Raw genomic sequence first — 23,444 nt, 5'->3', positions numbered from 1 at the left:
TGTTTTTTACTATTATCAACCCTTACCAATTTACAACAATCGACTAAAGTCACATGTTCTTTATAAAAAATGGAAAAAGCGATGAGTAAATTTCTTCTCATCGCTTTAAGCAGTAGGTATTTGAACTCGTTTGATAAACCAATAAATACATGTATGTCCCGCCCCTAATATTAATAAGAGGATTGGGATACTGTTTTCCTCATTAAACCAAGTAATGGCGGCTAAGAATAACAAAATCGAAACAACCCTGCCAACATTCAAGAAAATTTCCCGAACAACAATATATTCAATCCTCATTTCAGCTGCTTTCCACCCTGTACCAATAACATCATATGTAGTTGAAATGTATGGTACCAGCAAAAGTGGGTAAGCAATCGCAATAGTGGCTGCATAAATTAACAGTTTAACGAAATTCACATCCCAAACAATTAACAAGATCGCTAAATATAGAAGGATGCCGCCAATGAGAATCGCTTTTTTTCTGGCTCTTTTTTTAATTAACCTTGAGGCAAAGTAATAGGCAATAAAGGAAATACCGGAATTTAGGAGGCCGTAGGTTCCTAAGGCCATTTCACTGCCTGTTGAAATGTACACGAATACAGAAATGACAAACAAAAACGTCCCCTCTCTTAAGCCCTGAAAAAAATGAGCATTCGTTACGAGACGCCAATTTTCATTTTGTTTTCTTTCCGCTAAAATTCTCGTAAAACAATACTTTCCATGCGCAGGCCTGCGTTTTAAAGAAAAGCTTAAGAAAACAGCGAGAGCAAATAAACTAAGTGATAAGCCAAAGACAATGGAATAACCAGCAAATTTCTCAAATCGAGTGATGATAATCCCTGCTGCTATAGGACCAATCATTCCTCCGGCGGATGATAAAATCCCTAGAAAACCGTTAAAGAAATCTCGAGTTTCCGGCTCTGTTATTTCAAATGTTAAAACATTATATGCGAGCCAATAAAATCCGTAGCCAATCCCCAAAAGGCTCCCTAAAAGAAGAAGATAGGTTGATGCATGTTTTCCGGCTACTAATACAGTTACGTAAAAAAATGTCAGAAAGATTACACCAATTCTAAGAACAATGACTCGGTCAATTTTCTTCGCCCATTTTCCGGCTAAAATAAAGGTCAATGGCTGAAGAACAACAATTGATAGGTTGTACAATGCCAAGTCAGAATATTGTCCTGTTTGCTTCCATAAGTAAATGTTCACAAATGTGTTGGAAAGAGCAACGCTTAGGGAATATAATCCACCAATTAATAGCAATAATGTGAGATCCTTTGTTAGTTCTACTTCACCCAAAAACTTAAATTTTTTTGCCATAAAAACTCCCCTTTTTCATAAGGGTAGTCTTTAACAAGCAAGATTTTCTTATTCACCTTTCTGTAAACAATTCCATAAAAAAAGACAGCTAAAAGTTAGCCGTCTTTTTTCAATACATAATTATTTCGCTGCGCTGTAACGCTTTGCTACTTCATCCCAGTTTACTACATTCCAGAATGCACCGATGTAGTCAGGGCGTTTGTTTTGATATTTTAAGTAGTAAGCATGCTCCCAAACATCAAGACCAAGGATTGGAGTTTTACCTTCCATTAATGGAGAGTCTTGGTTTGGAGTGCTAGTAACTTCTAATTCTCCGTTATTTACAGCCAACCAAGCCCAGCCAGAACCGAAACGAGTAGTTGCTGCTTTTGCAAACTCTTCTTTGAAAGCTTCAAGGCTGCCAAATTTACTGTTTATGGCATCAGCTAGTTCACCAGATGGTGCACCGCCGCCGTTTGGAGAAAGGATTGTCCAGAATAAAGAGTGGTTAGCATGTCCGCCGCCGTTGTTGCGTACAGCAGTACGTGCAGCTTCAGGAACTGCATCTAAGTTAGAGATTACTTCTTCAACAGACTTAGATAATAACTCTTCATTTCCTGCTAAAGCGTTGTTTAAATTTGTTACATAAGTATTGTGGTGTCTAGTGTGGTGAATGTTCATTGTTTCTTTGTCGATGTGTGGCTCAAGTGCATTTTCTGCATAAGGTAATTGTGGTAATTCGAATGCCATGGTACATCCTCCTATGTATACGTTTTTATTTTGGGCCTTAGTAAACTAAAATCATAATGATGTTAGAATATTTCTAAAGCTTTTCTCCTTAAGATTACCAAATATATCAGCCGGTTTCAAATGAAATGCCTGCGCTAATACCACAAAGATACAATCCCCTGAATATCAGTTTTTATTCACCAAAAGGGTAAATAAGAAAACATAATGGTATCCCTAGAATTTTTCAAAAAGTTGTCATGATTTCAAAAGGTTGTTCTATCAACCTTTTGAGCTAAATGAGAAAAACCTGCCTCCAGTTAATGGAAAACCACTTATTGACAGTAGACCCTTTCCGCATTTAAATCAAATTGAGGAGTGGAGAATATGCAAAAATCAAATAGGATGATTTATCAGTTATTACATAATTTTTTTTCAATAAATGAGCCCATTCAAAAAGTAAAAGCTGGCACGGTTCTATTTCAAGAAAAGGAGCTTGTAAACTATATTTACTTAATAGCTAACGGAAGTATCGCTATTGGGAGAGTTCATGAAAGCGGCAAGGACTTTACTCTAAAAATTTTAAGTCATCATGAAATTCTGGTTGAGTATCAGCTTTTTTCTAAAAATCCCTATTACCAATTTAACGCAAAAACACTCACAGACTGTGAACTAATTATGATTAAAAAGGAGCAATTTGAAGAATTTGTTTCCTTAGATCCAGATGCCATGAATGCTCTTCTCGCTTGGTTGAGCATCAGTTATATCAAGGCCCAAATAAAATGCATGGATTTAATTATGAATGGAAAAAGGGGCGGTTTATATTCAATTTTAATTCGTCTTTGCAATTCCTACGGGGTTGCAACTCCTGATGGAATTCTCATCGACATCCCCATAACCCATCAGGAGCTCGCCAATTTAACGTTTGGAACACGGGAAGTCATTCAACGACTATTAAAAGATTTGCGAGAAAAAGAAATCATTTCCTATGATCAGCAAAAATTCATTATCAAAAAATTAAGTTACCTGAAACAAGAGGTTGACTGCCAGAATTGTAAACATGAAATTTGCGGAATTAATTAAGCGGGAATATTCAATTTACCTTTGTTAACTTTGATCATTCTTGTATATAACGCTTTAAGCGGCTACAATAGAATGGTGAATCAATATAAAGGTGGTCATTATGAATATTTTTAAACAATTTTATAAAAGTTTATATTCCCCTAAGGATATAGCCCTATTTCGGTTTCAGGGTATTGGAAAAACAATCTTATATGTATTTTTCCTTACTTTCATTTCTATTCTCCCGTCTGTCTATTATTTAAGTACTTCCCTTGCAAACGGAATTGACACGGCAAGGACTGTTATTAAAGATGAAATTCCTTCATTTGAAATTAAGAACGGCAAACTTAATGCAGATACGAAAGTTCCCATTACCATCAATAAAAATCAATTCTCCATCATGCTTGATCCGACAGGAGCTGTCTCTGAAAAGGATGTTGCCGATGAAGAAAATGCCTTTGCCTTATTAAAGGACGAGTTTGTATTAGCCTCCGGAGGAGAGGTCCAAACCTATCCTTATTCAATGCTTCAAGGATTACACGTAACTCAAAATGATTTAATGGACTTCATTCAAGCTTTAGACGATATGAAAACGATTATTATTCCGATTGCTGCTCTTTTAATTTATTTATTTTCAAGTGCGGCAAGTTTTATTGAGGTTTCCGTTCTAGCCTTTATTGGATTAGCATTAAAAAACCTTCTAGGGAGAAAATTAAATTACCGGCATTTATGGAGAATGGCTGCTTATAGTGAAACATTACCGACCATATTCTTCACCATTATGGCTACATTAAAGACCTCTGTACCAAACAGCTTTTTAATTAACTGGTTTGTCATCATCATTGTGTTATATTTAGCCATTAATGAAACCCCAAAACCGAAAAAAATCAATTAACACACCATGTTTGGTGTGTTTTTTGGTCTAATTAAAAGTGGACAAGCATAGGATGTACAAACTTTCCTTTTTGGAGGCATGTACAAATGAAAAAGTTATTAGGTCTTGTGCTTACTGCGCTGATTATATATGTTATATACATTGACTTAACGGTCGGTACCTTGCCTAGCGAAGCAATTCAAACTGTTGAGGCAAAAACAGAAACTAGTTCACCAAAATCAGATATCCCATCCTTTCAAGCAAGTGTTGAACCGGGTGAAACCGTCATTTCTATTGTTGAACATCAATTACAGAAGCCTCTTCCCGTTTCAATTACCGAATTGGTAAAAGATTTTAAGCTTCTCAATCCCGGATTTTCACCTGAAAAAATTCAAGTTGGTGCTACCTATCAATTTCCTGATTACTCAAATTAATCAGGTTCTGATTAATCTAAGTAATCAGGATAAAACCATTTATCTTGTCAAAATTAGTAGGAGACTGATAAAATTAATTGACTTATTATTCGAATTCCAATTTAAAGGAGCGAATTCCACGTGAGTGAAATTATACATCGTACGAAAACCCGCCCAATTAAAGTCGGTAATTTAACGATTGGCGGAAACAATGAAATCATTATACAAAGTATGACAACCACTAAAACGCATGATGTTGAGGCTACTGTAGCCGAAATCAAGCGACTAGAGGAAGCCGGATGTCAAATTGTCAGGGTAGCTTGTCCGGATGAGCGTGCTGCCAATGCTATATCTGAAATTAAAAAAAGAATTAATATTCCGCTTGTAGTTGACATCCATTTTGATTATAAATTGGCATTAAAGGCGATTGAAGGCGGAGCAGATAAAATCCGTATCAATCCAGGTAATATTGGAAAGCGAGAAAAAGTTGAAGCTGTTGTAAAAGCGGCAAAAGAACGGGGGATTCCAATCCGGATCGGTGTGAACGCTGGTTCTCTTGAAAAGCGAATCATTGAAAAATACGGCTATCCAACTGCTGATGGAATGGTCGAAAGCGCCCTCCATCATATCAAAATTCTTGAAGATCTCGATTTCCACGACATCATTGTTTCCATGAAAGCATCTGATGTCAATCTTGCAATTGAAGCATATGAAAAAGCGGCTCGTGCTTTTGATTATCCACTTCATTTAGGGATTACAGAATCGGGGACACTCTTTTCCGGAACAGTGAAAAGTGCAGCTGGATTAGGAGCAATCATCAACAAAGGGATTGGAAACACCCTTCGAGTATCTTTAAGTGCGGACCCTGTTGAAGAGGTCAAAGTAGCAAGAGAACTTTTAAAGGTATTTGGACTTTCCTCCAATGCCGCAACACTGATTTCTTGTCCTACATGTGGAAGGATTGAAATCGACTTAATTAGTATTGCTAATGAAGTGGAAGAATATATTCAGAACATTAAGGCGCCTATCAAGGTTTCTGTGCTTGGATGTGCTGTCAATGGTCCTGGTGAGGCACGTGAAGCTGATATCGGGATTGCCGGTGCGCGCGGTGAAGGACTGTTATTTAGAAAAGGCGAAATCGTCCGTAAAGTTCCAGAGGACCAAATGGTCGAAGAATTGAAAAAAGAAATAGACCAAGTCGCAGAAGAATATTTCAGGAAAAAGGCTGAAGAAGAAAAAGTGACGAAATAAGAAAAAAACCCCGGTAGTTAACTACCGGGTTTTTTTCTTATCAATTGCCCCTATTGCAGGTTGTTGGTTAAAAGAACGGGAGGATAAAAATACCGATGATAATCGATACGACACCAATCCCGATTGCCCATGCACCGAGACCAGTTGCTCCTCTGCCTCTCGCAATGAATCCTAACACAATCCCTGCAGCACCAAAAAGAATCGGCAATACAAACAGAGATAAAATCGATAGTGCTAATGCAACATAACCAGTACCCGTTCCAGCCTCTGCCCGGCCTCTAATATCATCATGTTCCCGCCGCCTAGCAACAGGTATAGGTGCAGCAATTTCTGCTGCTGTTTCTTCTCTATAGTCTGAAGGGTTATTTGGGATGTCTTGTCCAATGTATGCACTTTCGGTATTTTCACGCACCCCAGTGTCTCTCTCTTGGTCTGCCATCTTGATCCCTCACTTTCAGTTATAGGAGCCTTATTAGTATTTGTTTTCTTTTTTTTTTTTAGTTTGTTAATGTTTGTCTGCAATAGGGTTTTTCTTCAAAAACTTCAAAAATATTTAGCTTTAGTGTAATAACTCTCTTTGGTACAATAAAATAAGATACTAATTAGCAATGTAGGTGACGGCAATGAAAAAAAAATTTGGCATTGACATTGATGGAACGGTAACAAGTCCTTCAGCGCTTTTACCCTTTATAAATAAAGACTTTGGGTTAAATCTTCACCTTTCCGATATAAACCAATACGATTTGACTCCCTTTGTAAATGTTCCTGAAGAGGAATTTTCAAAATGGTTTAGTGAAAACGAACCAAAGATCTATGAGGAGTCACCGCTTGCAGACGGTGCAGACGATATTCTAAATATGTGGAAGGATCAACATCAACTATATTTCATCAGCGCCCGCGGACCACATTTACTTGAAAACACAAAAAATTGGTTCAGAAAAAAAGGGTTAACCTATCATAACATTGATTTAATTGGATCACATGATAAAGTTGAAACGGTAAAAAAACATCGGGTTGACATATTTTTTGAGGATAAGCACGATAATGCTGTAATGATTCATGAAGAATGTCAAATCCCGGTTATTTTATTTAATACCCCCTATAACCAAGATCCAATTCCATCTGGGGTGGTCCGTGTCAACAATTGGATTGAAGCATTTAAATGGGTTGAACGTTGGTTAAAAACAAATCATGAAGAAAAGAAAGCGATACTTACAACCGTTTAATGTACGAAAAAAACAGCTTGTTATGACGACAAGCTGTTTTTTATAGTTATTGAATACATTCCGGGCATCTTCCGTAAATTTCAAATTTATGGCCCGATATATCATACCCGATTAAATCCTCACTTAACTCATTCATTGGACAAGTTTCAATCTCTTTTGTCTTTCCGCAGTCAAGGCAAATAAAATGATGGTGGTGGCTATGATGGGAGCAGGTAAAACGAAAATGTTTTTCCCCCGACAATTCCGTCATTTCCAGGATTCCCATTTTTACAAATAAAGAAAGATTGCGGTAGATGGTATCAAAACTCAATCCAGGATACCCTTCTTTTAATCGGTCTAACACATCCTTAGCTGTTAAATATTTATCACTATCCGCAAATAGTTGCAGCATTTCTTCCCTTTTCCCTGTGTGCTTAAAACCTTTTTCTTTTAAATATTGTATTGCCTCATTAACGTTCACGTGTTTCACCTCTATTGCACCTGTTTATGAACGGTCATTTTTTTAGAAAGAATGGAAAAAATTAAAATCAGAACTGCAATCATGACAATCGTTCCACCTGGTGCCAAATCTAAATAATAAGCAGTAAAGAGTCCTCCCATTACAGCGATTTCCCCAAAGAGAACTGAAAAGAAAATCGTCTGTTTAAACCCCTTGGCAATTCGGATACTTGCAGCAACAGGTAAAGTCATTAACGAGGAAACCAATAGAATCCCGACAATCCGCATCGAAGCCGCTATGACAAGCGCGACCATTACGATAAAAATAAAATGAATACTTTTGGCTGCAATTCCAGATGCTTTGGCATGCTCTTCATCAAATGATAATAAAAACAATTCTTTATACAATAAAATAATTGCAAGAACGACTAAAAGACAAATAATAAAAATAACCCATAAATCAGTACGGCTAACCGCCGATACACTGCCAAACAAATAACTAAATAAATCAGTGTTGAATCCATTGGCAAGGGAAATAAAGATAACTCCAAGTCCAATCCCGCTTGAAAGGATAATCGGAATCGCTAATTCTTGGTAATGTTTATAAACTCCTCTTAGTTTTTCAATAAATAAGGAGCCGCCCACTGAAAAGGCCATCCCCAAATAAAGTGGATTTAACCCCGCCATCACCGTGAAGTATTTTTCGATTAAAAGACTTGCTGCAATTCCTGCCAGTGTAACATGGCTTAAGGCATCTGCAATTAAGGAAAGTCTTCTTACAACAATAAATACACCTAATAAAGGAGCGAGGAAGCCAATCATGATCCCGGTTAAAAAGGCATTTTGTAAAAATTCATAATGAAAAATTCCTTGAATCAATCTGACTCGCCTCCGTGATCATGTTGATGGGATAGCATGTGAACACCATGCCCATAGAAATCCGAGATACCTTCTGTTCTATACCTCTCAAATTCCTCTGTATTCCCGTGAAAATGCATATGTTTATTTAGGCAGGCGACTTGTGTTACCTTTTCTGATATCGTTCCAATATCATGGGTCACCAGTAAAAGGGTAATACCCCGCTTGTGATTTAAATCTCCCAGCATTTGATAAAACGAATTTACATTTTGTGCGTCTACTCCGACCGTCGGTTCATCTAGGATTAAGAGCTTCGGTTCACTGACAAGTGCACGAGCTATGAATACCCTCTGCTGTTGACCACCTGAAAGCTCACCAATATTCCGCCTGCTGAATTTATCCATTCCGACTGCCTCGAGCGCCTCCATTACCCTTTGTGAATGTTCCTTCTTAAAGAACCGGAACATCCCAATTTTTTTAGTTAGCCCGCTTGAGACGACTTCGAATACGGTTGCCGGGAATCCTGTATTAAAAGAATTGGCCTTTTGGGAAACATAACCGATCTTTTGCCAATCTTTAAATTTACTTAGCTCTTGGTTGAATAAATAAATATTGCCTTTTTGCGGTTTCAATAGACCTAGAATTAGCTTTAATAGCGTTGATTTTCCTGAACCGTTTGGTCCGACAATCGCTAAAAAAGAGCCGTCTGGAACTAAAAAGTTAATGTCCTCAAGGACCATGTCTTTTTCATAACGATAAAAAAGATGCTTAATTTCAATAATTGATTGCATATGCTGAACTCTCACCTTTAATTTTAAGAATCATTCCGATTTAACATCATGTAGTATACAATAGGTCTTCCCAGTTGTAAAGTAATTCAAAATAAGCCCATAAAATCTTTTAAGATGAGTCACATTCTTCCTCCTTTTTCATACATTAGCACAGAGGAGTGATGACGGTGAGGATATTTGAAAACATCATTAATCATAAAATTAATACCATTTCTGCCGAAGAATTATTAAAGTATGCCAAGCAATTTAATATTTCGGTAAACCGAACCCAAGCGAAAAAAATCGCTGAATACTTACGAGGAAAAAATATTAATATTTTTGATGACCGTGAACGCGCTGCATTAGTAAAAGAAATAGCCAAAGCTGCCGGACCGGAAACAGCACGTGAAGTAAATAAACTTTTTATGCAATTAACAAAAGCTAATTAGAATTTAAAAAAGCTGTGCAATCCGCACAGCTTTTTTGCTTATGATTGCATGATTTCATCCAGAAGGTTGTCATTGAACTTCTGTTCACGAAGCATAGCAATTTCAAATTTATAAGGAGCCTTTTTATTATTTTTATCCTCGCCGACAAATGGAGTTTCTAAAATTTTAGGAATATCTGTAAGCTGCGGATGATGAATAATATAGTTCAGGGCAGTAAAACCAATATGCCCAAATCCAATATTTTCATGACGGTCCTTTCTCATCCCGACAGCGTTTTTACTATCATTAATATGGAGAACCTTTAAGCGGTCAATTCCAATTATTTTATCAAATTCATTTAATACACCATCAAAATCTTCGACAATATTATACCCGGCATCATGGGTATGACAAGTATCAAAACATACCGAAAGCTTATCACTATAGGTAACTCCATCCATTATCATCGCAAGTTCCTCAAAGGTTTTCCCGCATTCAGATCCTTTCCCCGCCATTGTTTCCAATGCTATTTGCAAATTTTCTTTGCCAGTTAAGACTTCATTTAATCCTTCAATAATTTTTTTAATACCTGCTTCTGTTCCCTCACCGACATGTGCACCGGGATGGAGAACAATTTGCTTTGCTCCGAGTGCTTCTGTCCGCTCAATTTCTGACCGAAGGAATCTTACACCTAATTCAAAAGTATCCGGATTTGTTGTATTCCCAATATTAATAATATAGGGGGCATGAACAACAATTTCAGAAATCCCGTTCTCTTCCATATGTCTTCTTCCTGCTTCGATGTTCAAATCCTCAATCTTTTTTCTTCGTGTGTTTTGTGGAGCGCCGGTATAAATCATGAACGTATTTGCACCATAAGATACAGCCTCTTCACTTGCAGCCAGAAGCATATTCTTGCCGCTCATGGAAACGTGAGATCCAATTTTCAGCATTTTTCCCTCTCCATTCACTCGTTATTTTTTTCTCTGATTTAATTTTCGTTGTCGTTTTTTAATTTTATCCATTTCCCATTGCATTTTCTTTTTATAGCCCGGTTTAACCTTTTGCGGTTTTTTAATCATTGACTTAGCCATTTTATCTGCGGCGTCTTCTTGTTTAACCCTAGTTTTACGTCTATTTCGGTCCTCAATCTCAACAAATTCTTCATTTTTAAGATCTACATATTTAAATTGGATCCCCATTTTTTCTAAACGGTTAAGGGCATCTTCATCGGAAAGATCGTAGATGGTAAGAGCAATCCCTGAATTTCCGGCTCTTGCCGTTCTCCCTACCCGATGAACATAAAAATCTAAATCCGTCGGCAATTCATAGTTAATGACGTGGCTGACCCCTTCAATATCAATTCCTCTTGCAGCCAAATCGGTGGCAACAATATATTGGAATTCAAGGTCTTGAATTTGCTTCATCATTTTCTTACGTTCACGCGGATTTAAATCCCCATGGACCCTGCCAACCTTTAACCCTTTTTCAATTAAAAAACCAGCGACTTCTTCAGCCATTTTTTTGGTATTTGTAAAAACAATAGCCAAATAAGGGTTGTAAGCGAGTAATGTATCATGAACCAATTGTTTTTTATTTCGATGTCTTGATGGTAAAAGAATATGCTCTAAATTAACTGCTGCCCTTTGTTTTGAATCGATTTGGATAATTTTTGGGTTTTCCATATATTTTTTAAGAAACGGTTTCAGCTTTTCGGGAATGGTTGCAGAGAAAACTAACATTTGTAATTTTTCCGGCATTTTCGCAGCAACTTGATCCAAATCTTCAATAAATCCCATATCGAGCATCATATCTGCTTCATCGACAACGAGAGTATCCGCAGTATGCACAAATAAAGCTTGCTCGGTCATAAGATCCTTAATTCTACCAGGTGTCCCTACCACAATATGAGGCTGTACCTTTAATTTATCAATTGTTCGCTGCTTGTCCGTTCCACCAATATAGCATCTAGTCATGATCGATTGGTCTGCGCTGCAATGTTCTGTCATTTTTAAAATTTGATGATAAATTTGCGAGGCTAGTTCCCTTGTTGGCGCGGTAATGACCGCTTGAACCTGCTGAACCTCCGGTTTAATTTTTTCGAGAATAGGCAAAACAAAAGCATGTGTTTTACCTGTTCCGGTTTGTGATTGCCCAATGGCGCTTTCTGATTTTAAAACCAGTGGAATCATCTTTTCTTGAATTTCAGTTGGCTGATAAAAACCTTGTTGATTTAGTGCTTCTATGATAAAAGGTTGAAATTTAAAACGACCAAATTGATTTTCCTTCATTTAATTGCTCCTTATTAAATTAATCTGTTTTAGGAATGGTTTTCTTGCTTTTACAAGAGTTTCCGCTTTTCGTCCATCATGCAATTATAGTAAAAAATCATACAAAACTCCAGTAATCTTTTTTCTATTTACATCATTTACCTTTAATCACATTTTAAATCAGAAAAATTCCTGTTGTCCTGTGCATTAGACCTAAACCAAAATTGGTTATAAGCATATTTTAAAGCATGAAGACGTTTTTGGGGGGGAGGTATAGAGATGCAACCAGGACCTATGAACGGAATGCAAGGGGGAATGGGCCCCCGAATGATGGGACCAGGATCAAGTCCATTTGGCGGAGGCGGACCAATGATGAACCCGTTTGCCGGCAGAAGCCCAATGGGTGGACCAGGTGGTAGTATGTTTGGCGGCAGAAATCCAATGGCTGGATCAGGCGCTAATATGTTCGGCGGCGGAAACCCTATGATGGGCGGGGCCGGACAAATGGGAAGAGGCGGAGGCGGAGGACTGCTATCAAAGATTTTAGGAAGAGGCAATCCAGCAGGCGGAATGAATGGACTTGGTGCTATTCAGGGCGCCGGTAGAGCAGCTTCCGGTGGTGGAGGTCTACTGCAGTCCTTAAGTAATCCAGGTGGTATTAGCGGCTTATTAAATAACACACAACAAGTGTTAAAAACGGCGCAAACCATTGGCCCGATGATCCAGCAGTATGGCCCGCTCGTCAAAAATTTGCCGGCCATGTGGAAATTATACAGGGGTTTAAAAAATGCACCTGACCACACGGAAGAATCAGCAAAAGTTGACGAAAGTAAAGACAAGAACGAATCATTAAAGGATGAATCAAGTTCAAAAACTACCTCTAACACTACTAAAGGAGGTAAAAAACGGACTCAGCAAAAAAAACAGCACACAACGAGGAAACAATCCAGCAGTCATAAATCTGAACAAAATCAGACATCAAGAAAACGTCCAGACCATAAAAAAACAATGCGTCAGAAAGGTAGTTCAGTTCCTAAACTCTATATTTAAACCAGGAATGCTGGGAACAGCATTCTTTTTATTTTTATTGTCGAAAAAGGACAGTGAAGCCACGTCTTTATTGGCGTTAATAAAAATAAAGGAAAAATGTATCTTTGTTTTATTTCTATTAGTTTTATATAATAAATACATAGATTGTGAATTTCATGTTCTTTTTTGGGAGGACTAACTTATATGGAAATAATAAAAATATCACCACGCGGTTATTGTTATGGTGTTGTCGATGCCATGGTCATCGCTAGAAATGCCGCATTAGATAAAACATTACCACGTCCGATTTATATTCTCGGAATGCTCGTTCATAATAAGCATGTCACCGATGCTTTTGCCGAGGAAGGGATTATTACCCTTGACGGAGAAAATCGCAGGGACATCCTTGATAAAGTGGAATCAGGTACCGTAATTTTTACAGCTCACGGTATTTCTCCAGAGGTTCGTCAAATAGCTAAAGAAAAAGGGCTTGTTACGATTGATGCTACATGCCCGGACGTAACAAGGACCCATGATTTAATACATGAAAAAGCTAGTCAGGGTTACCAAACAATTTATATTGGAAAAAAAGGACATCCAGAACCAGAAGGTGCTGTTGGCGTTGCTCCGGGATTTGTCCACTTAGTACAAACTCCTGAGGATGTAGAAGCATTAAACATCGATAGTGACAAACTGATCGTTACAAATCAAACTACGATGAGCCAATGGGATGTCGCAGATACAATGAAGAAGGTTCAGGAAAAGTTTCCGCATGTAGAGGTCCATAATGAAATTTGTCATGCTACACAAATCCGTCAAGAGGCGGTGGCTGGTCAAGCAACTGAAGCGGACGTGACAATTGTTGTTGGCGATCCAAAAAGTAATAATTCAAATCGTCTTGCACAGGTTTCAGAGGAAATTGCCGGAACAAAAGCATATCGTATTGCGAATATCGAAGAGTTGGAAATTGAATGGGTTAAGGACGCTAAAACAGTGGCCGTAACAGCCGGTGCTTCCACACCAACACCAATCACCAAAGAGGTGATTAGTTTTCTTGAACAATTTGACCCAAATAATGAAGCCACATGGGAACGAAGAAAAAACGTCCCATTGAACAAGATTCTTCCTAAAGTGAAAAAAAGTTAACAAAAACCGGTCATGGACCGGTTTTCTCTTTATAAAAAGTATCGGTTTCCTTAAACCTCACTCTTAAACAAAAGTAAATGGATCAGTATTGATTTCAGAAGGAAAAATCTCTACTTGGTAGCCAGATTCTTCACACATTTTTTGAAGCACGGCGGTAACTCCTTTTTTCATCACCTTTTCAACATTATGACCTGGGTCAATCATATTTAATCCCAACATCATTGCATCATGTGCAGTGTGATAATAAATATCCCCGGTAACATAGACATCTGCTCCACTAAACTTTGCCTGTGTAAAATATTTATTCCCGTCGCCACCCAACACAGCAACCTTTTTAATCTTAGCGGATAAATCACCAACCACTCTTACCTGATCTACCTCAAGAGCGTTTTTAACTTTCTCGGTAAATTCCTTTAATGACATCTCTTGAATGGTTCCAATTCTGCCCAATCCAAGTACTTCACCAGTATTTTCAACTGGATAGACATCATAGGCAACCTCTTCATATGGATGGGCTTTAATCATTCCCGAAATAGCTTTTTTAAGCAACGGCTCCGGAATTATGGTTTCAATCCGTACCTCAACTGCTTCTTCTAATTGTCCAGGTACTCCCAAATATGGTTTTGTATCTTCTCCAGGTAAAAACCTTCCTGTACCATCTGTTGAAAAGGAACAATGGCTATAATTTCCGATAAAGCCTGCACCTGCATTTCCAAGTGCCTTTCTCACTTGCTCCTCATGGCTTTTCGGTACAAAAACAACCAATTTCTTTAATGGGGTTTCATAAGTAGGGACAAGGACTTTTGAATTTTCCAAGCCAAGTGCTGCTGCAAGTAAATCATTAACCCCACCCTTAGCTACATCAAGATTGGTATGGGCTGCATAAACAGCAATATCATGTTTTAACAGTTTTTCAATCATTCTTCCTTGAGTTGTATCTGTAAGCAGATTTTTTAGCGGCCGAAAAATAGGAGGATGATGAGCAATAATGAGCTGAACATTTTTTTCAATTGCTTCGTCAATGACTTCTTCCAGAACATCAAGTGCAATCATAATTCGGTCTATTTTTTTGTTGAGCCTCCCAATCTGTAGACCAATTTTATCGCCCTCCATCGCTAAACCTTTTGGAGAAAATCGTTCAAATAATTGTATAATTTCATGTCCATTCGCTATCTTCATCCCCTAGCGCCTCCTCTACCATTTTAATTTTCTCTAAAAGTTCCTGTTTTTTCTGCTCAGTTTCTTCGGTAGCTGCAGCCCCTTCAAGCTGGGAATAAATTCTTTTCCAGTTTTCCTTTTCCATAAGCCATTTCTTTTTAAATGCTTCATCTTTTTTATGTAATAAAAAGGGACCGACTAAAAGCCCAAGTTCTAATTGAGTATTTTTATATGGTTTAAACGTGTCGCCATTTTCAGCTACCAAAACCTCGTATATTTTTCCGTCTTCCTCTAGAATTTCTTCCGCAATTAGCTCCCATTGGTGCTCGATAAGCCATTTTCGTATCGAAGAAGCACTTAAATTCGGTTGTAAGATTAACCGTCTAACGGTTTGTAGTTTCTCTATCCCATTTTCTAATATATTTGCAATCAGGGCTCCGCCCATTCCTGCAATGGTTATGCAATCCACTTCACCAACCTCGATGACTTCTAAGCCATTACCTAAACGAACCGAAACAATATCCGACAGACCTTCTGATTGTACATTTCCAACGGCGGATTTAAATGGTCCCTCCACCACTTCACCAGCTATAGCGAATAAAATTGCTTCGTTTTTTGCAAGGAAGCAAGGTAAATAGGCATGATCAGAGCCGATATCGGCAAGTCTTGCTCCATTTGGAACATATTTTGCAACCGTCGCCAAACGGTTCGATAATTTATCTGTGTTCAAAAATCTTCACCACACCTTTTAGAATTCCATCTTTATAGTATAAAAAAAGTCCTTTACAGATGCAAAGGACTTTCTTTAAAACATTTTTTATTTAATCTTGGATACCCACTCTGCCATTGCTTCGGCTTGCTCTTGTGGAACTAAGTTTGGCGGCATGTTGCCTTTACCTTTTGTGATGATGTGAATAATCTCATCCTTAGATATCTTACTGCCGATACCTTTTAATGAAGGACCTACTACACCTTGGTATTGATCACCATGGCAGCCAATACATGTTTGTTTATAAATGTCTTCAGGTTTAGAAGCGACCGTTTCTGTCTTTTCGGCGCCTTTACCTCCATTTTTATCCTTCGCAACCTCTTTCATATCGCCGAGGCCTTTAAAGGATAATAAAAATGTTAATCCGATTCCAAAAACAAAGATCAAAATGTAAGGAATAACCGGATTTCGCTTCATACTATAACCTCCCTTATGTAAGTACTGCTGTTAAATAATAGAACGTTTACAAACAACTACTATTTTACTTGAAAATCGACAGAAGGAAAAGTCCTAATCTTACTTTGTCCAATATTCTTTATAAAAAAGATAAAAGAGACCGAAATTTTATCCCCACTCAGCCTCTTTCTATTTTTCCCTATTTTCTTATTAACAACCAATTTTTCTGGTAATTTTAATCCACCTCTTGTAATTTTTTGTTGGCGCTTTCTAATTTTATTATGCAAAGGGTTTTTTCTCAATATTAAAAAATTTATACAAATATTATTATCTAGGTATACGTGAAATAGAAGCGTAAACCTACTCTTCTTTCAAAAAAACCAAAAAATTCCTTTTTTGGAAAAACATTTAACTAATTTAAGGGGAAAAAGGTTTTGGAGTCTATTTGCAAAATGAAAGACAATTCAGTAAAATAAAAAACAAAAGTCTTTTAAGTCAATAAAAATAGTTTACTTCAATAAAGAAGTAAACTATTTAGAGGGATTCTATTCTAAAAAGTCTTTAAGACGCTTACTGCGGCTAGGATGTCGCAATTTACGCAATGCTTTTGCTTCAATTTGGCGGATTCGTTCTCTAGTTACACCGAAAACCTTACCTACCTCTTCCAGAGTACGGGTACGTCCATCATCTAAGCCGAAACGCAAACGAAGAACATTTTCTTCGCGGTCGGTTAATGTATCTAAAACGTCCTCTAGCTGCTCTTTAAGCAATTCATATGCTGCATGCTCAGAAGGCGAAGTTGCATCCTGATCCTCGATAAAATCGCCAAGATGCGAATCGTCTTCCTCACCAATTGGGGTTTCGAGGGAAACGGGTTCCTGCGCAATTTTAAGGATTTCTCTTACCTTATCAGGAGTTAAATCCATATCCTCACCAATTTCTTCAGGAGTTGGTTCGCGGCCAAGATCCTGTAGTAATTGTCGCTGGACTCGAATTAGTTTATTAATGGTTTCAACCATGTGAACCGGGATACGGATTGTACGTGCTTGGTCTGCGATCGCGCGTGTAATAGCCTGCCGAATCCACCAAGTGGCATACGTACTAAACTTAAAGCCTTTGCGATAGTCAAATTTTTCTACCGCTTTAATAAGACCCATATTTCCTTCTTGAATTAAATCAAGGAATAGCATTCCACGGCCTACATAACGTTTGGCAATACTAACAACAAGTCGCAGGTTGGCTTCTGCAAGACGTCGTTTCGCTTCTTCATCACCTTGTTCAATCCGGTTTGCCAATGAAATTTCCTCTTCAGCTGAAAGTAAATCAACTCGGCCAATTTCCTTCAAGTACATACGGACAGGGTCATTAATCTTAACTCCAGGAGGCACGCTAAGATCATTTAAATCAAATTCATCATCATCTTCTTTTGCTAATTGATTAGCATTTGGGTCTTCCTCGTCACTTTCTCCGACTAATTCTATTCCTTGATCACCCAGGAATTCATAAAATTCATCCATTTGATCAGATTCTAGATCAAAATTAGCCATTTTTTCAGCAATATCATCGTAGGCAAGGACACCAATTTTTTTTCCCAGCTCGGTAATCTGGTCTTTTACTTGTTCAAGGGTTAATTCATTTTCAACCTCTTTTGAACGGGCAGATTTTTCAGCCATATGTCCCCCTCCTTCCAGAAATCAAAGACACTATAATAAGTACTAAAGTGATTTTCGTAATTGAATAATTTCCATCGCAATTGCAGCTGCCTTCTTGTAATCCTTATTTCGATCAGCTTCTCTTTCTTCAAGTTCTTTTTCTTTTATCTTTAACATTTTTTGATAATTCAACACCTGTTTGATATAATCATTTAATTCTTGGCTGCTTAATTCATCATTAATGGACATCATTTCAATGTTTGCAACCAAACTTCTGAGATTATCATCTTGGATATAGGATAAAAAAGCACTTGAGTCAGGCTGGAGATGTTCTTCATAAAATCCAAACAGATAGGTTATTATTGCCTGATGTTCATCCACATTAAACGTTTGCCCCTGCAATAAATCCTGTACCTTGTAGGCAACATCTCTATTTTTAAGCATATGGGCTATTAAGTACCGTTCTGCATTGATGTGTGCAGGTTTTAAATCATTCACTTTCACCGGCTTAATGATTGTTTTATTAAGCGGTACATTGGTCGCATTTGATTTCTTTTTTTCTGCAAAAAAGATTTGTTTTTGCTGTTGCTTTAAAGCATCGAGCGATAACGAAAATTCAGCCGCAAGCTGTCTTAGATAATGATCCCTTTCAACAGCCATTGGTAATTTACTTATTTCCTTAATTATTTCTTCGATATAGGTTAGCCTATCTCCTTCAAGCTGAAGATTTTTTCCTCTTCGAAAATAAAGGAATTTAAAAGACATCCAGGTTAAGCTTGCGCTAATTACTTCATTGCGGAACTTTTCAGGGCCAAATTTATTAATATATTCATCTGGGTCTTTGTTTTCGGGCATCATTGCTACTTTAAGCTGAAGACCCTTATCGCCAAGCAATCTCCCTGCACGATAGGCCGCTTCAATTCCGGCCTTGTCGGAATCGTAGCAAATCAAAACAGATTGAACATTTTGCCTTAACAAGGATATATGCTCCTCTGTCAGCGCCGTACCCATGGTAGCAATCCCATTTTCAACTTCGGCCCGATCTGCAGCAATAACATCTGCAAAGCCTTCGAATAAAACAGCCTGCTGAGTTTTTTTCATACTTGGCCTTGCCAAATGAAAATTATATAAAATTTTACTCTTATTAAAGATTGCTGTTTCGGGACTATTTAAATATTTGGGCTCGTCAGCCCCTAGAGATCTCCCTGAAAAAGCAATCGTTTTACCATTTCGATCAAAAATCGGAAACATGACACGATCCCTAAATCTGTCGAAATAGGTTCCGTCCTTTTCACGCTTGATAATCAAACCGGCTTTCTCCATCCATTCCGGTGGAAAATCTCTTTTTGTAAGAAATTTATAAACAAAATCCCATGAATTTAAAGAATAGCCTATTTGAAACTTATCAATCGATTCCCTGGTAAAGCCTCTTTTAAGCAAATATTCTAAAGCATGCTGACCCTCTTTTGTGTTTACAAGCAAGTGATGATAAAATTTACGTAAAAGTTCATGAGCATCTTGCATGGATTGAAGATCTTTTGAAATTCGTTTCTCTTTTCCATCTTGGGAGAAATTCAATTGAAGCTCAACATTCGCCTTTTCTGCCAGCTTCACAGCAGCTTCTTGAAAAGAGATACCTTCAAGCTCCATTAAAAAGGTAAAAGCATTCCCGCCCGCGCCACATCCAAAGCAATGAAAAATTTGTTTATCGGATGAAACGGAAAATGATGGGGTATTTTCTCCATGGAATGGGCATAATCCAAAATAATTTCTACCCTGTTTTTTAAGTTGAACATAATCACTGATTACTTCAACTATATCAACAGCCTGACGAATTTGGTCTATTTTTTCATCTGCAATTCGGTCAGCCATGAAAAACAACTCCATTTGTTCAAACAATTATTCTACAAAGAATAATTAAATTCCTTCAATTTTCGACATTTTTTTCTTAAATGCATGATAAATTTTGCCCGGTCTTGTGAACTAAAAGGTTTTGATCCTTTCCCAAATCAGCGGCTTCTTTCCTAGAATCAAACATATTTTCAAGCTGGTATGTAGAAACCTTTATTCTATGATGAATCATAGGAAGCGACAAAAAAAACTTTATCAGAAAAAACAGAAGCAATTTCGACAAATTCCTCTTTTACTGGGCAAGAGTCGCATCGACAAAAAAAGTCGGTCTGCCGTTAATAGTAGTAATAATTCTACATCAACCCACATATTCCTTCTTTAGCCGGTAACTTTTATAAAAGGATTTATGTCGAATTTTTTTTAGACGAGTTTCCTTGACATCTAACAATAAATAGTTTATTCGTTCACATGCAAGTCTAAACCTAAAAGATTCATTTTTATCACAATTTTTTATTATAGTATATTCATTTTGATTTTACCATCATTTTATTTTCTTTTTTTCAAGCCAATTGTTTACAGAAAAAACACATAATCAAGAGAGATTATGTGTCACCGTCTATTTTTATGAAAATAATTTAAAATGACATTCGCGGTTTCTTCCACTGCCTTATTGGTTACATCAATTACCGGACAGCTGATTTTCTGTACAACTTGATCAAAGAAAGATAATTCTTCCTTAATCCGCTCAATGTTCGCATAGCTGGCGCTATCATTTAACCCTAAGGCAATCAAGCGTTCTCTTCTGATATTATTCAATTTTTCAGGGCTGATTTTTAGTCCAAAGCATTTCTCGGCGGGAACCTTATATAATTCTTCAGGAGGGTCTACTTCCGGTACTAAAGGAACATTGGCAACCTTTAACCGTTTATGCGCAAGATACTGCGATAAAGGCGTTTTTGAAGTTCTTGATACCCCAATTAACACGATATCTGCCTTAAGAATTCCGCGCGGGTCCCTTCCATCATCATACTTTACAGCAAATTCAATAGCCTCAACCTTTTTAAAATAATCTTCATCTAATTTTCTTACTAACCCTGGTTCACATAAAGGTGTTTTCCCGCTAAAAATCTGAATTTGATCCATCAATGGACCCATTAAATCAACCGTATGGATTCCCGATTCATTTGCCTTTTCCATCATATATGTACGCATTTCAGGTTTTACCAACGTGAAGGCAATCATCGCTTGATCCATTAATACCAGCGAAATCACTTCATCAATATGTTCCTTATCTTCAACATAGGGATATCTTTTTAAAACCATCCCGGATCCATTAAATTGGCTAATTGCTGCTTTGGTTACCAATTCAGCGGTTTCCCCCACTGAATCAGATACAACATAAATAATCGGTATATTCATTCCCCTTAAACAGCTCCTCTGCAAATTCTTTACCTTATTCATTCCCAAGAGCAACAAAAGCTTTTGCAATATTTGTTTTCGTAACTCTGCCAATTACTTCGAAACCTTTGTCAGTCTTTCTTACTACCGGTAAAGCGTCAATTTGTTTATCAATTAATTTTTGGGCAATATCAATTAATAGGTCTTCTTTTTCACACATTGTAATATTGGGCATTCTTGTCATGATGATGTTGACAGGTATGGATGTCAGCTCTTGCTTCCCTATACTCGCCCGCAATAAATCCTTCCGGGACAAAACCCCTACCAAAAGGGTGTTTTGGTCCACTACAAATAATGTACCCACATCCTCTAGGAACATTGTACAAATCGCATCATATACTGAAACATTCTCATTCACTACAACGGGAATAGACTGATAATCCTTTACTAAAAAATTTTTCAAGTTTTCCGTTAAAAGCTGGGTTCCAGATTTGCCTGTATAAAAATACCCAACACGAGGCCGTGCGTCTAAATATCCGGCCATCGTAAGAATAGCTAAGTCCGGTCTAAGCGTGGCTCTTGTCAGATTTAATTGTTCAGCAATATGTTCTCCCGTTATCGGACCATTATCCTGAACAATTTGTAAAATGTGCTCTTGCCTTTTTGTCAGTTCGATTTTCCTCACCGCCTTACTCGCTCATGAATATAGCGACAATTAATCTTCGTTAGCAATATTATATACGATTTTTATCTTAAGTTAAAAAGATAACATTTCAAAAAGGTGCGGAATCCCGCACCTTTTTAAATTTCTTAAAACACCATCTTTTCTTGTAAAAAGCTTACAAGTTCAGCAATGGGAATACGTGTTTGTTCCATAGTATCCCGATCTCTTACTGTAACCATCTGATCCTCTTTTGAGTCAAAGTCATAGGTAATACAGTAAGGCGTTCCAATTTCATCATGGCGGCGATACCTTTTACCAATTGATCCTGCTTCGTCATAATCCACAGTAAAATATTTAGATAATGTGCCAAACACTTCTTTTGCTTCCTCAGAAAGTTTTTTCGATAACGGAAGAACTGCAGCCTTGATTGGAGCTAAAGCCGGATGGAAATGCATCACAGTACGTGATGTTCCATCTTCAAGCTGTTCCTCATCGTAAGCATCAATAAGAAATGCAAGAGTTACACGATCTGCTCCCAATGAAGGCTCAATACAAAACGGAATATATCTTTCATTTGTTTCCGGATCAATATAATTAAAGTCTTCACCGGAAAATTGCATATGTTGTTTTAAATCATAATCAGTTCTTGAAGCTACGCCCCATAGTTCTCCCCAGCCGAACGGGAATTTATATTCAAAATCAGTGGTTGCATTACTATAATGTGAAAGTTCATCTTCCGAATGATCGCGGAGACGCAAGTTTTCCTTATTTAAACCTAATGAATGCAGCCATTTTTCAGCAAATTCCTTCCAATAATTAAACCACTCCAACTCTTCTCCCGGTTTACAGAAGAACTCTAATTCCATTTGTTCAAATTCCCTTGTACGGAAAGTGAAATTACCCGGTGTAATTTCATTACGGAAGCTCTTGCCAATTTGCGCAATACCAAATGGAAGTTTCTTCCTCATCGTTCTTTGCACATTTTTAAAGTTAACAAAAATTCCTTGGGCTGTTTCAGGACGAAGGAAAATTTCATTCGTACTTGTTTCGGTTACCCCTTGGAAAGTTTTAAACATTAAATTAAATTGACGGATCCCGGTGAAATCGTGGCTTCCACAGTCAGGACAGGCAATGTTGTGCTCTTTAATGAGCTCTTCCATTTTATCAAAAGATAGACCGTCTACAATCATCTCAATACCCTTTTCTTCAAGAGCATTTTCAATTAATTTATCGGCGCGGTGTCTAGCTTTACAGTTCTTACAGTCAATCATTGGGTCATTAAAATTACCGATATGGCCGGAAGCTTCCCATGTTCTAGGATTCATTAAGATACTTGCATCTAAACCTACGTTATAGGGGGATTCCTGTACAAACTTTTTCCACCAAGCTTGTTTAATATTGTTTTTAAATTCAACACCTAATGGGCCGTAATCCCATGTATTTGCAAGTCCTCCGTAAATTTCAGATCCCGGAAAAATAAAGCCTCTATGTTTAGCGTGGGATACAATTTGCTCCATTGTTACACTCATTTTTTTCGTCTCCTTTTTTAATAAAATGGCTGTGTTATACTGGTTGTTGATTTACACTCCAGGATGCTCGCTTTCCGCGGGGCGGGCGGTGAGCCTCCTCGGCGCTAAAAGCGCCTGTGGGGTCTCACCTGTCCCGCTGCTCCCGCTGGAGTCTCGCACCTTCCGCTCCAATCAACTTTGTTTAAAAATCATCATTGTTCTTTAACAAAGCCAATAAAATAAAAAACTCCCGTC

24 protein-coding genes are annotated in these 23,444 nt (G+C 37.6%); 8 read left to right on the top strand and 16 right to left on the bottom strand.

The window, feature by feature from the left end:
• Window positions 1-105: 105 nt before the first annotated feature.
• Both M028_RS0102100 and M028_RS0102095 read right to left on the bottom strand, forming a co-directional pair.
• Complete coding sequence (locus M028_RS0102100) at window positions 106-1,323, bottom strand: MFS transporter (protein WP_026572444.1); 1,218 nt, start codon at window positions 1,321-1,323, stop codon at window positions 106-108.
• 120 nt (window positions 1,324-1,443) lie between these two features.
• Window positions 1,444-2,052: a superoxide dismutase gene (locus M028_RS0102095; RefSeq protein ID WP_026572443.1), complete on the bottom strand. Its 609-nt coding sequence runs from the start codon at window positions 2,050-2,052 to the stop codon at window positions 1,444-1,446.
• 363 nt (window positions 2,053-2,415) lie between these two features.
• On the opposite strand from M028_RS0102095, the gene M028_RS0102090 reads away from it, so the two are divergent.
• The 4 genes from M028_RS0102090 to ispG all read left to right on the top strand — a co-directional run bounded on the left by M028_RS0102090 (window position 2,416) and on the right by ispG (window position 5,628).
• Window positions 2,416-3,111 (top strand): Crp/Fnr family transcriptional regulator, encoded by a 696-nt coding sequence (locus M028_RS0102090; protein ID WP_026572442.1) that lies wholly within the window; start codon window positions 2,416-2,418, stop codon window positions 3,109-3,111.
• 100 nt (window positions 3,112-3,211) lie between these two features.
• A complete protein-coding gene (locus M028_RS0102085; protein ID WP_026572441.1) occupies window positions 3,212-3,985 on the top strand; it encodes a DUF1189 domain-containing protein in 774 nt (257 codons plus the stop codon).
• 86 nt (window positions 3,986-4,071) lie between these two features.
• On the top strand, window positions 4,072-4,398 hold the full coding sequence (locus tag M028_RS0102080; RefSeq protein WP_026572440.1) for a hypothetical protein: 327 nt from the start codon (window positions 4,072-4,074) through the stop codon (window positions 4,396-4,398).
• Window positions 4,399-4,527: 129 nt separating this feature from the next.
• Entirely contained in the window at window positions 4,528-5,628 is a 1,101-nt protein-coding gene (gene ispG / locus M028_RS0102075; protein ID WP_197031364.1) for a flavodoxin-dependent (E)-4-hydroxy-3-methylbut-2-enyl-diphosphate synthase, read from the top strand.
• 67 nt (window positions 5,629-5,695) lie between these two features.
• On the opposite strand, the gene M028_RS0102070 is transcribed toward ispG, so the two are convergent.
• Window positions 5,696-6,067 carry a hypothetical protein gene (locus M028_RS0102070; RefSeq protein ID WP_051590888.1) on the bottom strand — a complete coding sequence of 124 codons (372 nt, stop codon included), beginning with the start codon at window positions 6,065-6,067 and terminating at the stop codon, window positions 5,696-5,698.
• Window positions 6,068-6,251: 184 nt separating this feature from the next.
• Between M028_RS0102070 and M028_RS0102065 the strand changes: the two genes are divergently transcribed.
• Entirely contained in the window at window positions 6,252-6,854 is a 603-nt protein-coding gene (locus M028_RS0102065) for a nucleotidase (protein ID WP_026572437.1), read from the top strand.
• A gap of 46 nt (window positions 6,855-6,900) precedes the next feature.
• Here the strand turns inward: M028_RS0102065 and M028_RS0102060 are convergent, their stop codons facing one another.
• From M028_RS0102060 to M028_RS0102050, 3 genes are read right to left on the bottom strand one after another with little or no spacing between them, the layout of a single operon-like run.
• Entirely contained in the window at window positions 6,901-7,314 is a 414-nt protein-coding gene (locus tag M028_RS0102060; protein WP_026572436.1) for a Fur family transcriptional regulator, read from the bottom strand.
• Window positions 7,315-7,325: 11 nt separating this feature from the next.
• Window positions 7,326-8,171 (bottom strand): metal ABC transporter permease, encoded by an 846-nt coding sequence (locus tag M028_RS0102055; protein ID WP_026572435.1) that lies wholly within the window; start codon window positions 8,169-8,171, stop codon window positions 7,326-7,328.
• Window positions 8,168-8,941, bottom strand: a complete 774-nt coding sequence (locus tag M028_RS0102050) for a metal ABC transporter ATP-binding protein (RefSeq protein ID WP_026572434.1) — start codon at window positions 8,939-8,941, stop codon at window positions 8,168-8,170. The genes M028_RS0102055 and M028_RS0102050 overlap by 4 nt, the downstream gene beginning before the upstream one ends.
• Window positions 8,942-9,108: 167 nt before the next feature.
• On the opposite strand from M028_RS0102050, the gene M028_RS0102045 reads away from it, so the two are divergent.
• Window positions 9,109-9,369 carry a DUF2624 domain-containing protein gene (locus tag M028_RS0102045; RefSeq protein ID WP_026572433.1) on the top strand — a complete coding sequence of 87 codons (261 nt, stop codon included), beginning with the start codon at window positions 9,109-9,111 and terminating at the stop codon, window positions 9,367-9,369.
• 38 nt (window positions 9,370-9,407) lie between these two features.
• On the opposite strand, the gene M028_RS0102040 is transcribed toward M028_RS0102045, so the two are convergent.
• Window positions 9,408-10,301, bottom strand: coding sequence for a deoxyribonuclease IV (locus M028_RS0102040; RefSeq protein WP_026572432.1), 894 nt, complete (start codon window positions 10,299-10,301; stop codon window positions 9,408-9,410).
• A gap of 21 nt (window positions 10,302-10,322) precedes the next feature.
• Entirely contained in the window at window positions 10,323-11,639 is a 1,317-nt protein-coding gene (locus M028_RS0102035) for a DEAD/DEAH box helicase (protein ID WP_026572431.1), read from the bottom strand.
• Window positions 11,640-11,897: 258 nt separating this feature from the next.
• On the opposite strand from M028_RS0102035, the gene vrrA reads away from it, so the two are divergent.
• Together vrrA and M028_RS0102025 are read left to right on the top strand one after the other, a co-directional pair.
• Window positions 11,898-12,668, top strand: coding sequence for a VrrA/YqfQ family protein (gene vrrA / locus M028_RS0102030; protein WP_051590887.1), 771 nt, complete (start codon window positions 11,898-11,900; stop codon window positions 12,666-12,668).
• A gap of 183 nt (window positions 12,669-12,851) precedes the next feature.
• Complete coding sequence (locus tag M028_RS0102025; protein WP_026572429.1) at window positions 12,852-13,793, top strand: 4-hydroxy-3-methylbut-2-enyl diphosphate reductase; 942 nt, start codon at window positions 12,852-12,854, stop codon at window positions 13,791-13,793.
• A 63-nt stretch (window positions 13,794-13,856) separates the two neighbouring features.
• Here the strand turns inward: M028_RS0102025 and M028_RS0102020 are convergent, their stop codons facing one another.
• The 8 genes from M028_RS0102020 to M028_RS0101980 all read right to left on the bottom strand — a co-directional run bounded on the left by M028_RS0102020 (window position 13,857) and on the right by M028_RS0101980 (window position 23,210).
• Window positions 13,857-14,972: a Nif3-like dinuclear metal center hexameric protein gene (locus tag M028_RS0102020; RefSeq protein ID WP_026572428.1), complete on the bottom strand. Its 1,116-nt coding sequence runs from the start codon at window positions 14,970-14,972 to the stop codon at window positions 13,857-13,859.
• Entirely contained in the window at window positions 14,950-15,681 is a 732-nt protein-coding gene (locus M028_RS0102015) for a tRNA (adenine(22)-N(1))-methyltransferase (protein WP_026572427.1), read from the bottom strand. The genes M028_RS0102020 and M028_RS0102015 overlap by 23 nt, the downstream gene beginning before the upstream one ends.
• A gap of 87 nt (window positions 15,682-15,768) precedes the next feature.
• Entirely contained in the window at window positions 15,769-16,137 is a 369-nt protein-coding gene (gene cccA / locus M028_RS0102010) for a cytochrome c550 (protein WP_026572426.1), read from the bottom strand.
• 524 nt (window positions 16,138-16,661) lie between these two features.
• Entirely contained in the window at window positions 16,662-17,789 is a 1,128-nt protein-coding gene (rpoD, locus tag M028_RS0102000; RefSeq protein ID WP_026572424.1) for an RNA polymerase sigma factor RpoD, read from the bottom strand.
• A gap of 42 nt (window positions 17,790-17,831) precedes the next feature.
• Window positions 17,832-19,640 carry a DNA primase gene (gene dnaG / locus M028_RS0101995; protein WP_026572423.1) on the bottom strand — a complete coding sequence of 603 codons (1,809 nt, stop codon included), beginning with the start codon at window positions 19,638-19,640 and terminating at the stop codon, window positions 17,832-17,834.
• A 588-nt stretch (window positions 19,641-20,228) separates the two neighbouring features.
• Complete coding sequence (locus M028_RS0101990) at window positions 20,229-21,038, bottom strand: pyruvate, water dikinase regulatory protein (RefSeq protein WP_026572422.1); 810 nt, start codon at window positions 21,036-21,038, stop codon at window positions 20,229-20,231.
• 34 nt (window positions 21,039-21,072) lie between these two features.
• Entirely contained in the window at window positions 21,073-21,702 is a 630-nt protein-coding gene (locus tag M028_RS0101985) for a helix-turn-helix transcriptional regulator (protein ID WP_035423590.1), read from the bottom strand.
• A gap of 125 nt (window positions 21,703-21,827) precedes the next feature.
• Complete coding sequence (locus M028_RS0101980; RefSeq protein WP_026572420.1) at window positions 21,828-23,210, bottom strand: glycine--tRNA ligase; 1,383 nt, start codon at window positions 23,208-23,210, stop codon at window positions 21,828-21,830.
• Window positions 23,211-23,444: the final 234 nt, after the last annotated feature.

The organism is Bacillus sp. UNC438CL73TsuS30, from assembly GCF_000482325.1.
Taxonomy (GTDB): domain Bacteria; phylum Bacillota; class Bacilli; order Bacillales; family Cytobacillaceae; genus Neobacillus.
This window is presented reverse-complemented; position numbering and strand designations above follow the sequence as displayed.